We start from the raw sequence: 13363 nt of genomic DNA on the forward strand, positions 1-13363 counted from the left end.
AATAGTATTGAAATCTTGATAGCACAACCCTTAATCATCCCTGAACATATCAAATAATAATTTTATGCACACTTAATATGATATACAAAAGTCCGGATATTTTTATGAGTAAAATAGCCTGTTCTGTTAAATAAATAGTCGCGAATGAAAAAATTTATTGATGATAAAAACGACTTAGGAACTGTTTCAGAGTTTTGCCCAAGCTATCGTTGCCAAAGATGGAGACGCTTCACTTATAGCACTTTTCAGTTAGTTAATACAACACAATTAAAATATCTTAACTGATACAGCATTCCAAACTGAATGTTTATGTTCCCCTTAGGCCCGGATAAAAACACTGAATTAAAAATGATTTACCGGTGATCATTATGATTTTGATAACCTGACAATTTTGGCTCATGGCTGCCGTGTGCGCTCGGTAGCCATGAGCCAAAATTCAAATAAATTAATTGGTTGCACCACCGTTTACAAGCAAATGCTGTCCATTAACGAAAGAAGAAAGATCGCTGGCGAAGAACTCGGCAGCATTTGCTACATCTTCAACTTCTGCAAGCCTTCCCATCGGGCAGCTGTCCAACAATTGTTTGCGGAGCTCCGGATAACTGTCAGGCTCGGCAAAGATGCCGGAATGGTCTACTGCAAAAGGGATAATCGTATTAACTGTGACGCCTCTATGCCCTATCTCTTTGGAAAGAATTTCAACCATATACCTTGGCGTAGTTTTACTTCCTCCGTAAACAGCCATCCCGGGGACAGGAAATGAGGTTGTGCTGGAAGCAATATAAATGATGCGCCCGTTATCTTCCACATTTCTCGCAGCCTGCTGCATGGTGAAGTAAGCTCCTTTGGTGTTGATAGAAAATACGCGGTCAAACTGTTCTTCGGTAAAATCTACAACCGGCGTTTCAACAAGTTCGATACCCGCGTTCGCCACGACGATGTCTATTTTCCCGAAAGTATTTTTGGCTTCGGCAAACAAACGTTCAAGATCAGCGACTTTGCTCACATCGGCCTGCACAGCGATCACCTTTACGCCCATAGCTTTGATATTGCCTACTACTTCATCGGCAGATGCTTTGTCCCGGGAGTAGTTGATGACGATATTGGCGCCCAATGCGGCATAACGTTCTGCTATGGCTTTGCCTAATCCTCTGGCTGATCCTGTAATTACTGCTACTTTATTTTTTAATGAGTTCATGTTTTTTCCTGTAATCTGGTTAATGTTATGAATGAATTGTTTGTTAAGCCTGACGGCCAATTGATGACAGCCTTACGCCATCCCGCCATTGGCGCCTATATTTTGTGCATTGATCCACTTGGCTTCATCACTGGCTAAAAACAATACGATCTGTGCGATATCTTCCGGCTCACCGATGCGGTTAAAAGCGGAGAGTGATGCCAACCGGTCGATTACCTCCTGTGATTTTCCATTGGTGAAAAGTTCGGTATTGGTAGGTCCGGGAGAAACTGAGTTGACATTAATTCCTCTACTGCCAACTTCCTTGGAAAATACACGGGTGAGCTGCTCGACTGCCGCCTTTGTAGCGACATAGGTGCTGTAAGCGGGCAGCATGATCCGGTTAACAGAAGTTGAAAAATTAATAATACTGCCTTTGTCGGCCAAACGTGTTGCGGCCTCACGCATGGTATTAAACGTACCGCGGACATTGATATCAAACTGGCGGGTGAAATCTTCGTCTGTGGTATCTTTCAAAAGTTTGGTGATCATGACGCCTGCATTATTGACAAGCACATCAATCCTTCCGTAATGCGCAATGGCTGCGTCAAACATTGCTTTTACCTGACCGGCATTACTTACATCCGCCTGAATTGCAATGGCATCGCCGCCTTTGGCAATGATGTCGTTAACGGTTTGTTCAGCCGCTTCTTTTCCGCCGGCGTAATTGACGATTACCTTTGCTCCGGCCTGTGCTAATTTGTGTGAGATTGCCGCCCCGATGCCTCTTGAAGCACCTGTTACCAGGATCACTTTTTCTGTTAGATTGCTCATGTTTTCTTTGTTTTAAATTGATAGAACAAAGATCATAGATGGCCTCCCCTGCAAAAGGACGGATATTAAAGTATTACTTACAAATATCTAAGATCAGATATTTTGATGCTGTTTGCGATAGGCCGCCGGGGAAAGATTTGTGTGTTTTTTAAAATAATTACTAAAATGGGTAGACTCGGTAAAACCCAGCAGAAAAGTGATTTCTTTGATGGAGGTCGTTGAATTTTGCAACAATGATTTGGCTTCAGCGATGGTTTTGTCTGCAATCCAGGTACTGATGGCCTTGCCTGTTTTGGTCTTAATGACCGTGCTCAGATAATTGGGATGCAAATGCTGCAAAGTGGCGAAGTCCTGTACCCGTGGTATCTTATCAGTTTTGCCATTTAAAAGGTCACGAAAACTGTTTTCCAGATTTTGCTTGAATACTTTAACGATCAGTGAACCGCGGTTACCTTCATAGATCGGGTTATAATCCTGCCAGAAATATTCCTTAATCTTCAACAGCAACGCGACAAACAAGCTGCCGATAATCTTATTTTTATACGGTGAGTTACCGACTTGTTCTTTCAGAATCTGACGATACAACTGCTCTATTTCCTCAAATTCGGATACTTGCAGTGTTTTTGGCTGAACTGTCTCTGTCAGCAGAAATGAAAAATCTTTGTACACATCATGATGCACATGTTCTTTCAGAAATGATTCTTTAAATGTAATCAGGTAGGCATCGTCAATATGGTACCATTCAAATTGCCGGAAGTTTCCCGGGTTCGTAAAGTAGATAGTTCCCGGCTCGGTCAGGAACTCCATTTCGTCTATTACGTATTTGCCGTGGGCATCTTTTATAAAAGTGAAGCTGAAATAATCAGGACGGTAAGCAATCGATTTAAAAGGAAGTGTCTTGAAAGTTTCCTTTAAGGAATGTACGGTAAACCCCGATTTCGGATCAATGGACCCCAACGGCAGATCCATGCTCTTATAAAGATCATACAGACTTTGAGATACGGTTTCCTTGTTTAGCATACCGTAAATTTAAATACAATAAACAAATTACTGAGAACAGATTCATATCAATATTATCAGATATCCCGACAATTGAACACAACGTACCGACTTTTGATTACAAGTGAATAGCGGATATATATCGTTTTTTGCATAAACAAACTAATGCAAGAAAATGACATATACCTTAGTAACGGGAGCCTCTGGCGGAATTGGTGAAGCCCTGGTCAGAAAGCTTGCGGCAAGAAAACACAACCTGGTGTTGGTAGCACGCAACGCAGAAAAACTCGCTGAAATCAGCAAACAATTAGAGGATCAATATAAAGTACAAGTTGAATTCATAGCATCTGATTTATCCAAACCAAATGCTGCCACTGTAATATTCCAGGAGATACAAAAGCAGGGTTGGAAAATCGAAACATTGGTGAATAATGCAGGCATCGGCTCAGGTGGTGAATTTGGAGCGTTATCTTTGCAATCCGAACTGGAATTACTTCAACTGAATAATGCCTCCTTAGTGGCGATGACCCATCTTTTTTTACAACCCATGTTGGAACGAAAAAGTGGAACGATCATCAATGTTGCCTCACTGGCCTCGTTTATACCTGTGCCTTACATGGCGACCTATGCGGCCAGCAAGGCATTTGTGCGTTCGTTTACCCAGGCTTTGACCGAGGAATATAAACCATACAATATTCACATTATGCTGTTTGCCCCCGGATTGACTAAAACCAATTTTAATGAATCAGCTGGGATCAATAATGAAAAAGGCGTCGGACTCAGTTCCGACTACAAGACTTCTTCCACACAAACACCAGAAGAGGTGGCTGATGAATTATTAGAAGCACTGTACGCAAAAAAACATTTTCATGTATCCGGAAGCAGGAACCGCTTTGGTGCCCGGTTAGCCGCTTTATTACCAAATACAATGATTACCCGGTTCATGGCCAAATCATACAGGAAAAAATCAGGTCAGTTATAGTTAACTTTGTTATATGGAAACTACAACGACGGTTCAGATTCAATCGATTACCCAGCTGCACCAGCTATTGCAGCTTCCCAAGCCAAAGCATCCGTTGGTCAGCCTGATCAGATTTGAAGATTTCCCACCTATTAAAATTGAACAGCGGACAAGGCTTATCAATGATTTTTACCAGGTGACCTTGAAAACAGATTGCCCCTGCAAAATTCAATACGGTCAGAGTATATTTGACTTTGACGAAGGTGTAATGTCCTGCTTTGCACCAAGGCAGGTAAGCTTTATAGATAAGGACTTCGCCTTTGCCAAAGCAGGCTGGATGCTATCGATCCATCCGGATTTTTTAAGAGCTTCTCCGTTATGTAACAAAATCAAATCATACGGTTATTTTGACTATGCCGTCAACGAGGCGCTCATTCTCTCGGAAGATGAACAGGAGACGATGAAAAACATTTTTCACCAGTTGCAAAAAGAGTCGTTGCTGCCGATTGACAATTTTAGTCAGCAAGTATGGATTGCTAATATTGAATTGCTTTTGACCCATTGTGACCGTTATTACGGCAGGCAGTTTATCACACGTAAAAGTGAAGGCAGCGAGCTGCTGGACAAGGTTGAGAAACTGCTCGACAGTTACTTTGAATCCGACCAACTTAAAAAAGGTTTGCCCACGGCGCAGTACCTGGCCGATGCATTACATTTATCTTCCAAGTATGTTAGCGATTGTCTGAAACAACTTACCGGCAGCACCACGCAACAATTGATCCATGAAAAACTGATCGAGCGCGCAAAGGACAGATTATCGACCACGCACATTTCAGTCAGCGAAATTGCTTATGAACTAGGTTTCGAATATCCCCAATCGTTTAGCAAGCTTTTTAAAACCAAAACCCTTCAGACACCATTGCAATTCAGGGCGGACTTTAACTAGAAAATTAAAATCCGTATCTACATTCAAGTCTAAGATTTATGAAAATGACCGTGACAGCAGTATCAGGATGTAACCTTATTCAACGTGCAAAGCTTGATGAACAAAAAAAGCTGGCGACCACAACCTGTGACCGCCAGCCTTAAAAGCACCTAATATAAACTATTTAGTCTTTTCCAGACTTTTTACATGTTCAGCATGCGCTTTGATTACTGGTAGTGTCTTTTCTATAAAAGCCTTCAACTCTGCGTCTTTCAAATCTTTCTGCGCATCCTCAAAAAGTTTCACGGTTTTTTCGTGATCTTTATTCATCTGCGATATGTAAGCTTTGTCAAAATCACTTCCACTTTTCCCGCCAAGATCCGCAGCTTCCTTTTGCTTTTCTTCATTTGGCGCCGAAGGCAGGGTAATATTTTTACTACTAGCCAGTGTTTTCAGTTCTTCATTTGCCTTTGAGTGATCTTTAATCATTTGTTTAGCAAAATCTTTTACTTTCGGATCGGTAGCTTTTTCTACTGCTATTTTACTTAACGCAACCTCTGCCATTCCACCATTCGCAGCCTCGACGGCAAACTCAGCGTCATCTTCCAGGTCGGTTGATGTTGAGTCTGCACCAGTGTTTTTAGCGGTAGCTTCATTAGTACTGTCGGCAAACTCAGTTGTATCTTTTGTTTCCGTTTGTTTGGACCCGCAGCCCGATAACATTGCTACGGTTGCCAGTGTCAAAAATGTTGATGCAATTCTCATTGGTAAATAATTGTTTAAGTGGTGATAAATTCAATACGCCGGCTAAACCGGTATATCCCCAACTATAAAAAAAGCATACCATCGATATTAACATAAACAAGCAAAGCTCATCCTGAGACTCGCTCGTCCGCAGAAATAACCGCTCAGTCTGAGGCTTATCAGATGATTTGAAATTGTAAGAAATACAGTATGTGCCTGACATTCTACTAAATTCCGACAGTCACTTTCAGACCAGGATAAACATGAAATATTATTTTGTGAACAGCCAGTTTTATTATTACATGTTGTAGAGCGGCAGGTAAACGTTCCTGACAAAATCTTCTGCTGTTGTAAGCGTGGTATTAGAATCATCTCTTTTTTGATAATTCATAAATCCGGTTTTAATGGCTGTTCCCATTTCAATCAGATTGTCTGCAAAATCTTCTGAAAACCCGTTACCTAAAAAGGCCTGCTTCACCTGCTCTACCGGTAATTGCACATACGTTAGTTCCGGATTACCGATAGCGGTCCCAATAATGGTGGTAAATTCTTTATATGTATAGTCCTCCGGACCCATTATGGCAAGGACACTTTTACCTTCGAAATCGAGATTTGCCAAATACCCGGCAGCAATTTTTGCGACATCATACGTGGCTACCATCGGTATGGCATGGTCTCCATCTGCTGCTGTGGCGTTGAACCCCATTTTTTTCACCATACCGATGGTCCTTAAAAAGTTTTCCATAAAATAGGCAGACCGGACGTGCAATACGTTTACATTGTTCAATTGATTTAATCTGACTTCCTGCTCACCGGTTCCTGCCATCATACCATTACCCTCATGCATGTGAGACCCGACACTGCTCATATTGACTATATATTTGATGCCCGACTTCCCGATGGCTTCAATCAGGATGCTGGTAACCTGTCTCTGGTAAGCTCTTGTATTTTCAGCTTTTACATTGTCAGGTAATAATACGAATGCACTATCCGCATTTTCAAAAGCACTGGTCAGCGTCTGAATATCAATAATATCCCCTGCAATGATTTCCGCACCCAGACTTCGGTATTTTTCCAGTTTTTCAGTGTGCCTTGCGATCAATGTTACCTGATGCCCCTGATTTAAAAGGATTTCTGAAATCTTACTTCCCACTGTTCCTGTGGCTCCGAGAACTACTATTTTCGTTTTCATATTCTTTTTGTGTTTGATTAATTACTATGCAAAGATGTTGTGATCAAAAAATTTAAACTTGTATCAAATCACTGTTCTTATTTTGATGGTCAGTCAATTGAAAGAATTTGGAAAAAAGATCTGCGATTCCCGGCCTGATGAAATTTTAGCCGCAAGGTCTTTTCAAGTCAAAATGTTTTTGCAGGCCACTTCTCAAATAGGTCAAAATCTCTCCTTAGTTTATTTCTACGGCAACTTTTCCGATGTAGCCACCTCGCTCAGCATATTGATAAGCTTCTCTGTATTGAGCAAATGGAAAAACTTTATTGATTTCAATCTCTATCCCGTTTTCGATGGCATTCAGCAATATATCTGTGTATTTAGCCGAGGGACTGGAAATTATTACAATATGCTTTTTGGCCGTAAACAAATTTTTAAAAAATGATACGGGAATTTCAATTGGCCTTGGTGTTGGGTTTAAAAAGATGGACCTGGGTTTCATGATTTGTCTGGCAACTTTATAACCCATTTTACCTGATAAATCGATGACGACATCGTAGGTGGCTTTGTGAGAAAGCACATCTTCTCTCGTGTAGTCTATCACGGAATTGGCTCCCCATTTTTTTGCCGGTTCAATTCCCTTGCTGCTTGTAACGGCTGTTACATTGGCATTTCTTTGTTTTAATAATTGAAGTAAAAACATACCAAAACCGCCGCTGGCTCCATTTACCAGGATGCTGGTTTGCGCGTTGATGCTACCCATTTTTTCTAACGCGCTCACCGCTGCCGTACCAACTACGGGGATAGAAGCAGCCTGAGCAAAGCTGATATTAAATGGCTTTTTCCAAATCAAGGAAGACGGCACAGCGACATATTCGGCTGAAACGCCTTCTTTCATCATATTTTTTACTATGCCAAAGACCTCATCGCCTATTTTAAAACCACTGACAGAAGTCCCGATTTCTTCAACGATGCCGGCGAAATCAGTGCCGGTGTGTTTTGGAAATTTAGAGCCCGACATCAGTGTCATTTCTCCCTTTCTGATTTTCCAGTCCATTGGATTGACAGAGAAAACTTTCACTTTTACCAATACCTGATCTGCTTTAATAGTAGGTTTTGGCTCTTCAACGATTTGCAATACGTCCGTGGTGCCGAACTTTTGATATACGATGGATTTCATGATATTATTTTTTTTGTTAAAATGATATCACAAAGTTGCACCCAAGGACATGATCAAACTTGTATCAGATCACTGTTCTTCTAAAAGCAAAGTTGACCTGGCTAGCGTATACCAAATCAGTAAGAAAAAATTAAAACTTACAGGTGATGCGATGTTAATAAATGTCAATCAGATCACTATTGTGTTTTAAGGCCTTGGGAGGCATTCCGAACATTTCATACATATACTTATTGAACTGTGGGAGGTCGTAAAATCCGGTATCGTAGGCAATGTCAGTAAGGCTTCTGTCTTTGTCAGAAAGTATAAGATAGATGGCCTGACGCAACCGCGTCCATAATAAGTATTTGGATAAGCTGCTTCCGGTTTGCTTTTTAAAGAGTGAGGCCAAGCGGGATGGAGAAAGAAAAACAATATCAGCAAATGTTTGCGGAGTTATGTTCTGTTCAAAATAATTACCTTTTATATATTCAACGATTCTTGTAACCCTGGCATCATAATCTATCGAAGGTAACCTGGACAGCATCGCATCAACTACCATATTTACATCCAAACTATCATTTTGTGTCTGAAAGAAGGAATTTGTTTCGTGAGGAGAATTAAAAACGATATAATTTTGATCTTCTTTAAATCTGCCCGCCAGTTCTAAACCAATATGTGAGTAAGGTTCTATATTCAAAACATTTAATGTTCCATTTTCTGCAATGCAAAAATGTGGGACATGAGGTTTAATCAGAAAACCGTGGATTCGTTCATAAAAAATCCCGCTAATCGTTGAATTAAATGGAGTATCGTTCGATAAAACGATTTGATATGCAGAATGCTGATGGATTTCTACGGTGAGATTACGGGCTTTGAGTGCAAGAATGAACGGGTTACTGGTCTGTTTAATCATAGAACCTTGAGTTTGACAATGGATATCTTATTTTCATACATCCCGAACGATCTGTTTTAACGGTATTATTATATCATCTATTCTTTTTGCTAATATCACAAGCCATCTGGATGTTGCACCTTTTATAGGGCGTCATATGACCTGCAACTTTTTCAAATCCTAGTTTATGATAAAGATTAATAGCAGGTTTCAGGATGGTGTTACTTTCAAGATATATCTTTTTGGCACCTTGCCTGCTGGCACAATCAAGTGCCGATTGCCCCAGCAACCAGCCTATATTCCTGCCTTGTGCCAGAGGAGATACGGCCATCTTGGCAAGTTCAAAATCGTATTCGCTGTTTTCCATTTTAATCAAAGCACAAACACCGACTGGTTTACCGTGATATAGTGCGACCAAAATATGGCCGCCTTTCTTTAAAATATATCCTTCCGGATCATCTAAAGACTTATAGTCTGCCTCTTCCATCTCGAAATAAGCAGAGATCCATTCTTGATTCAGGGACTTAAATGCCGCAGCATATTCGGGTTCATATTTTACAATTTTAACATCTACACTTTCCCGGCTTTTTTTCTCCTCGCTCACTCTGCGCAGCAGTGACTTCTGTTCGAGCAGAAATTCCCATTCTTCGATCGCTTTCCATAAGTCATGTGTTGCCTGCAAATTAATTGCCTCGATAGCATGTTCAAGATCTGTGTATTGATCCTGGATTTTCTCTGTATAGCTAGTTCCTCTTTCCGAAAGGCTCACCATGTTGCGCCTTCCATCCGCAGCGTCTTTTTTCTCTACAATAAGCTCTGCTTTAATCATTTCGCTTACAATTTTAGATACCGAAGGATGAGAATGTCCAATTTCAGTGGCAATTCCTGTAATAGTTTTTTCTTCACCATGAGAAAGGGCGTAGAAAACCGGAAACCATTTTGGCTGCATCTCTATGCCGTATAAATTATAAATGTCCGCCGCATCGTAGGTAACCTTTTCGGTCAGCATTCTGAGTCTGCTGCCTAACGCTTTTATTCCCGCTGTCTGAAAAAAATTAATATTCATCAATTACGTAATTAGTTACGTAAATATATAATGCGTTTTTCGAAGTTATATATTTTAAGAGGAATAAATTTTTGTCTCCTTAAACCAGCACCTTTAATATGCCTTTTTTAGTTATTTAATATGCAAGGCAATGATGCAGTTTACTTTATCTAGTATCGTAGACAAGAACACGTTAATTTTTATTCCTCTACTACCAGCCTTATTGATAGTATCAAATTGAAGTCCAAATATTCCCACCGGATAATCTGCAAGCCTAGGGTCCGTAAATAGGTAATGCTAAGTCAGATTTGACTTCTAAAAAGAAAGATCTGAACACATTTAGTCCATTACTGTAATCGACCTTTGTATAAACAAAAACTGAAACAAAGTGAAAAAAATATTTGTAACAGGAGCAACGGGACATCTGGGCAGCGCCGTTATCAGCAAATTATTAACTGAAATACAAAGCAAACAAATTTCAGTTTTAACCAGAAACTCAGAAAAACAAAAAGAGTTTCAGGCTAAGGGCTTTCACGCTTTTCTGGGCAGCTATGATGATGTCACAACCCTGGAAAAAGCCATGGAAAATGTTGAGGTCGTTTTGTTAATTTCTTCCGGTGATCAGGGTGACCGTATGCAGGATCACAAGAACGTCGTTGATGCAGCCAAAAAAACAGGCATAAAAAGTATCGCATATACAAGCCGTTGTTTGCACGACAGAAATTCCCTGGTTAATAAATTAATGGATGAACATTTTGAGACCGAAGACTACATCAAAGCCAGCGGTTTGGCCCATACGTTTTTCAGAAACATATTGTACATGGATGCGATCCCTCAGTTCATAGGCGGGAAGGCAGCCCTGGATAAAGGAATATTTCTACCAGCCGGGAACGGAAAAGTTGCTTTTGCATTGAGAAGTGAGATGGGTGAAGCCATGGCGAAGGTATTACTTGCCGGAGATTGTGAAAACAAGATCTATAATTTTACAGGAGATAAGGCCTATTCATTTTATGATATTGCCACAGCCCTTTCCGAACTCTCCGGTAACCTTGTCAGTTACAATGCTATTGACGATGATACGTTCACACAAATGATGCAACAAAGAAATGTTCCTAATGCTTCAATTCGAAAGATCATTGATTTTATAACGGATATAAGACATAACCAGGAGCAGGATATTTATGACGACCTTGAGACAGTTTTGGGACGTAAGCCTGCTTCTTTAAAAGAAGGCCTTAAAACAATATTTGGTTTATAGCTTGTGCAAACAAATTAAGTAATCAACCAGATGCTTCTGATGGAAGCGGCAGTCATTTATATTTCGTATATTCAATTGTCAGTTAAAGAAAAATTATGACTGCACCATTCCATATAACAACAATCGCTGAATACCACAGGCTGATGGAGCTTCCTAAGCCTTTGCATCCTTTGATCAGCGTAATAAAATTTGCGGATATCAAACGGCGTCCTGGTAAATGTCCGGCAAGTATTGTGCATAATTTCTACTCTGTTGCGCTAAAAAGGGACGTTACCACAAAAATGAGGTATGGCCAGCAAAAACTTGACTTTGATGAAGGGGTTATGCACTTTATGGCACCAAAACAGGTATTATCAGTAGAAATAACGAGCGAAGAGGAACTGAAACATTCCGGTTGGCTTTTACTGATTCACCCCGATTTTTTATGGAATACTTCACTTTCAAAAAAAATAAAACTTTATCAATATTTCTCATACCAGGTCAATGAAGCCTTACACCTCTCCGAGAAGGAAGAGACCCTGGTAATTGAAATCATTCAAAAGATAGAACAAGAATATCACAGTAATATTGACAATTTTAGCCAGAATGTTATTGTCGCCCAAATAGAGTTACTATTGACATATTCCGAACGTTTTTATCAACGACAATTTATCACGAGGAAAAAAGCACATCACTCTACATTACAACAACTGGAAGATTTGCTAACAGATTATTTTGCGGAACAATTAAATTTTAAGGGCCTTCCGACCGTTGAATTTGTTGCTGAAAAGTTGAACATCTCTGCAAATTATCTTAGCAGATTATTGCAATCTCTAACAGGACAAAGTACCAAACAGTTTATACAAGACAGAGTAATTGAGCTGGCCAAAGAAAAATTAGCTGGTTCAGACCTTACTGTAAATGAAATCGCTTATAGTTTGGGATTTGAACATCCGCAATCTTTTAGTAAACTATTCAGGCTCAAAACTAATTTGTCGCCCGTAGCGTTCAGGCATTCATTTAAATGATATACCGTATTAGGTGCACGACGATGATTGCCTAAATTTGCCCGATATTTGATACTGAAATGGAAAATATCTCCATTTTTTTGCTTCGGCCTTTCAGCAGGTTCTCTCCAACTGATTTTACATCAAATGCGGCCGGAAGGCGAAGGATTTTAGCAAGGTCCTCCGATACCAGCAGATCGGTTTCGAAATGATTGCAAAGTCCCTGAATCCTGGCAGAAGTGTTAAGCACGTCGCCTGTAAAAATGATTTCCTTTTTCAGCGATCCGATTTCCCCGGCAGTCACCATACCAAAATGCAGCCCGGCTTTGAACTCAGGTAAGATGCCGAAGTTACTGTTGTATTTTTCCTCCTGTTTATTAAGTGCTCGTTTCATAGCGAAGAAGCATTCAATACAATTATTGTTTCTTATCCCGTCTTTCAGTTTCCAGCTCACGATCATCTCATCACCGGCGTATTGATAGATTGTGCCCGCATAATCAATAACAGCAACTGACAGGTCGAAGAAATATTCTTTTAACATTTCAAAGTATTTGACATGGCCAAGATTTTCCGCGATTGTAGTCGAGGACTTCATATCCAGGAACATAAATATTCGCTCCTCCTCCACCGGATGATGGTATTTTCCCAGGAAAAAATTATTCAACGTGCCTGGTCCGATACTCTGGCTAAATTCAGCATAAAATTGCGTAATCAGAATGAGCGCAGCAATGTATAGCATAAGACCGACCGCAGCGTAGTCAGTAAAAAATGCCCGGACTGGTGATACCAGGTTTTTAAAAGTGTGCTCACTATGCATATTCAGTCCGTTCATCAACAACGTGACACCCAGAAAAATGATCGTAATGATCAGGTAAAGAAATGATTTAAACACGATCTTTCTGGCGAAGCTCTTTTTTATAAACCACTTACTGAAATAACCGATTTCAAGAATGCCGGTAATCAGGCCCATCATCAGGCCCATAGCCGGAATTGCAAAAAGGTTTGCTGCAAAGTTGTACTGATTGCCAGTAGATGGATAATGGTCCATATCTCCAAGAATCCCTTTTTCCAGCATGCAATAAATCAGGCTAAAAAGAAACCACAATACTCCAAAAGGAATGACACGGGCAACATCTCTTTTGGTTTTCGGTGACAGCATAAGTTGATGTATTGTGAACTGGTTTTCAAAATAACCTTAAATTTTTAAAACAA

At 40.2% G+C, this 13363-nt stretch carries 13 protein-coding genes; 4 read left to right on the plus strand and 9 right to left on the minus strand.

Annotation, left to right across the window (positions count from 1 at the left end):
• Nucleotides 1-445: 445 nt before the first annotated feature.
• From LXL81_RS11340 to LXL81_RS11350, 3 genes are all read right to left on the minus strand, one after another.
• On the minus strand, nt 446-1198 hold the full coding sequence (locus LXL81_RS11340; RefSeq protein ID WP_234646896.1) for an SDR family oxidoreductase: 753 nt from the start codon (nt 1196-1198) through the stop codon (nt 446-448).
• A gap of 72 nt (nt 1199-1270) precedes the next feature.
• Nucleotides 1271-2011 carry an SDR family oxidoreductase gene (locus LXL81_RS11345; protein WP_234646897.1) on the minus strand — a complete coding sequence of 247 codons (741 nt, stop codon included), beginning with the start codon at nt 2009-2011 and terminating at the stop codon, nt 1271-1273.
• Between the two features lie 93 nt (nt 2012-2104).
• Entirely contained in the window at nt 2105-3031 is a 927-nt protein-coding gene (locus tag LXL81_RS11350; RefSeq protein ID WP_234646898.1) for an AraC family transcriptional regulator, read from the minus strand.
• A 154-nt stretch (nt 3032-3185) separates the two neighbouring features.
• Here LXL81_RS11350 and LXL81_RS11355 point away from each other — a divergent pair, with 154 nt between their 5' ends.
• Both LXL81_RS11355 and LXL81_RS11360 read left to right on the plus strand, forming a co-directional pair.
• Nucleotides 3186-3992, plus strand: a complete 807-nt coding sequence (locus LXL81_RS11355; RefSeq protein WP_234646899.1) for an SDR family oxidoreductase — start codon at nt 3186-3188, stop codon at nt 3990-3992.
• Between the two features lie 13 nt (nt 3993-4005).
• A complete protein-coding gene (locus LXL81_RS11360) occupies nt 4006-4917 on the plus strand; it encodes an AraC family transcriptional regulator (RefSeq protein ID WP_234646900.1) in 912 nt (303 codons plus the stop codon).
• Between the two features lie 159 nt (nt 4918-5076).
• On the opposite strand, the gene LXL81_RS11365 is transcribed toward LXL81_RS11360, so the two are convergent.
• From LXL81_RS11365 to LXL81_RS11385, 5 genes are all read right to left on the minus strand, one after another.
• Entirely contained in the window at nt 5077-5661 is a 585-nt protein-coding gene (locus tag LXL81_RS11365; protein WP_234646901.1) for a DUF4142 domain-containing protein, read from the minus strand.
• A 277-nt stretch (nt 5662-5938) separates the two neighbouring features.
• Complete coding sequence (locus tag LXL81_RS11370; RefSeq protein ID WP_234646902.1) at nt 5939-6832, minus strand: NAD(P)H-binding protein; 894 nt, start codon at nt 6830-6832, stop codon at nt 5939-5941.
• A 214-nt stretch (nt 6833-7046) separates the two neighbouring features.
• Entirely contained in the window at nt 7047-7991 is a 945-nt protein-coding gene (locus tag LXL81_RS11375; protein WP_234646903.1) for an NADP-dependent oxidoreductase, read from the minus strand.
• Between the two features lie 154 nt (nt 7992-8145).
• Nucleotides 8146-8883, minus strand: coding sequence for a helix-turn-helix domain-containing protein (locus LXL81_RS11380; protein WP_234646904.1), 738 nt, complete (start codon nt 8881-8883; stop codon nt 8146-8148).
• A 73-nt stretch (nt 8884-8956) separates the two neighbouring features.
• Nucleotides 8957-9928: a bifunctional helix-turn-helix transcriptional regulator/GNAT family N-acetyltransferase gene (locus LXL81_RS11385; protein WP_234646905.1), complete on the minus strand. Its 972-nt coding sequence runs from the start codon at nt 9926-9928 to the stop codon at nt 8957-8959.
• 367 nt (nt 9929-10295) lie between these two features.
• On the opposite strand from LXL81_RS11385, the gene LXL81_RS11390 reads away from it, so the two are divergent.
• Both LXL81_RS11390 and LXL81_RS11395 read left to right on the plus strand, forming a co-directional pair.
• Nucleotides 10296-11165, plus strand: a complete 870-nt coding sequence (locus tag LXL81_RS11390) for an SDR family oxidoreductase (RefSeq protein WP_234646906.1) — start codon at nt 10296-10298, stop codon at nt 11163-11165.
• 95 nt (nt 11166-11260) lie between these two features.
• Nucleotides 11261-12172 (plus strand): AraC family transcriptional regulator, encoded by a 912-nt coding sequence (locus tag LXL81_RS11395; RefSeq protein ID WP_234646907.1) that lies wholly within the window; start codon nt 11261-11263, stop codon nt 12170-12172.
• A gap of 31 nt (nt 12173-12203) precedes the next feature.
• Here the strand turns inward: LXL81_RS11395 and LXL81_RS11400 are convergent, their stop codons facing one another.
• Nucleotides 12204-13310 carry an adenylate/guanylate cyclase domain-containing protein gene (locus LXL81_RS11400; RefSeq protein ID WP_234646908.1) on the minus strand — a complete coding sequence of 369 codons (1107 nt, stop codon included), beginning with the start codon at nt 13308-13310 and terminating at the stop codon, nt 12204-12206.
• Nucleotides 13311-13363: the final 53 nt, after the last annotated feature.

It is taken from the genome of Dyadobacter sp. CY356 (genome assembly GCF_021440195.1).
In the GTDB taxonomy this organism is placed as follows: domain Bacteria; phylum Bacteroidota; class Bacteroidia; order Cytophagales; family Spirosomataceae; genus Dyadobacter.

Excerpts from the sequence above, each read along its gene's own strand:
- LXL81_RS11340 (WP_234646896.1), bottom strand. The coding sequence starts at position 1,198 with ATGAACTCATTAAAAAATAAAGTAGCAGTAATTACAGGATCAGCCAGA.
- LXL81_RS11345 (WP_234646897.1), bottom strand. The coding sequence starts at position 2,011 with ATGAGCAATCTAACAGAAAAAGTGATCCTGGTAACAGGTGCTTCAAGA.
- LXL81_RS11350 (WP_234646898.1), bottom strand. The coding sequence starts at position 3,031 with ATGCTAAACAAGGAAACCGTATCTCAAAGTCTGTATGATCTTTATAAG.
- LXL81_RS11355 (WP_234646899.1), top strand. The coding sequence starts at position 3,186 with ATGACATATACCTTAGTAACGGGAGCCTCTGGCGGAATTGGTGAAGCC.
- LXL81_RS11360 (WP_234646900.1), top strand. The coding sequence starts at position 4,006 with ATGGAAACTACAACGACGGTTCAGATTCAATCGATTACCCAGCTGCAC.
- LXL81_RS11365 (WP_234646901.1), bottom strand. The coding sequence starts at position 5,661 with ATGAGAATTGCATCAACATTTTTGACACTGGCAACCGTAGCAATGTTA.
- LXL81_RS11370 (WP_234646902.1), bottom strand. The coding sequence starts at position 6,832 with ATGAAAACGAAAATAGTAGTTCTCGGAGCCACAGGAACAGTGGGAAGT.
- LXL81_RS11375 (WP_234646903.1), bottom strand. The coding sequence starts at position 7,991 with ATGAAATCCATCGTATATCAAAAGTTCGGCACCACGGACGTATTGCAA.
- LXL81_RS11380 (WP_234646904.1), bottom strand. The coding sequence starts at position 8,883 with ATGATTAAACAGACCAGTAACCCGTTCATTCTTGCACTCAAAGCCCGT.
- LXL81_RS11385 (WP_234646905.1), bottom strand. The coding sequence starts at position 9,928 with ATGAATATTAATTTTTTTCAGACAGCGGGAATAAAAGCGTTAGGCAGC.
- LXL81_RS11395 (WP_234646907.1), top strand. The coding sequence starts at position 11,261 with ATGACTGCACCATTCCATATAACAACAATCGCTGAATACCACAGGCTG.
- LXL81_RS11400 (WP_234646908.1), bottom strand. The coding sequence starts at position 13,310 with ATGCTGTCACCGAAAACCAAAAGAGATGTTGCCCGTGTCATTCCTTTT.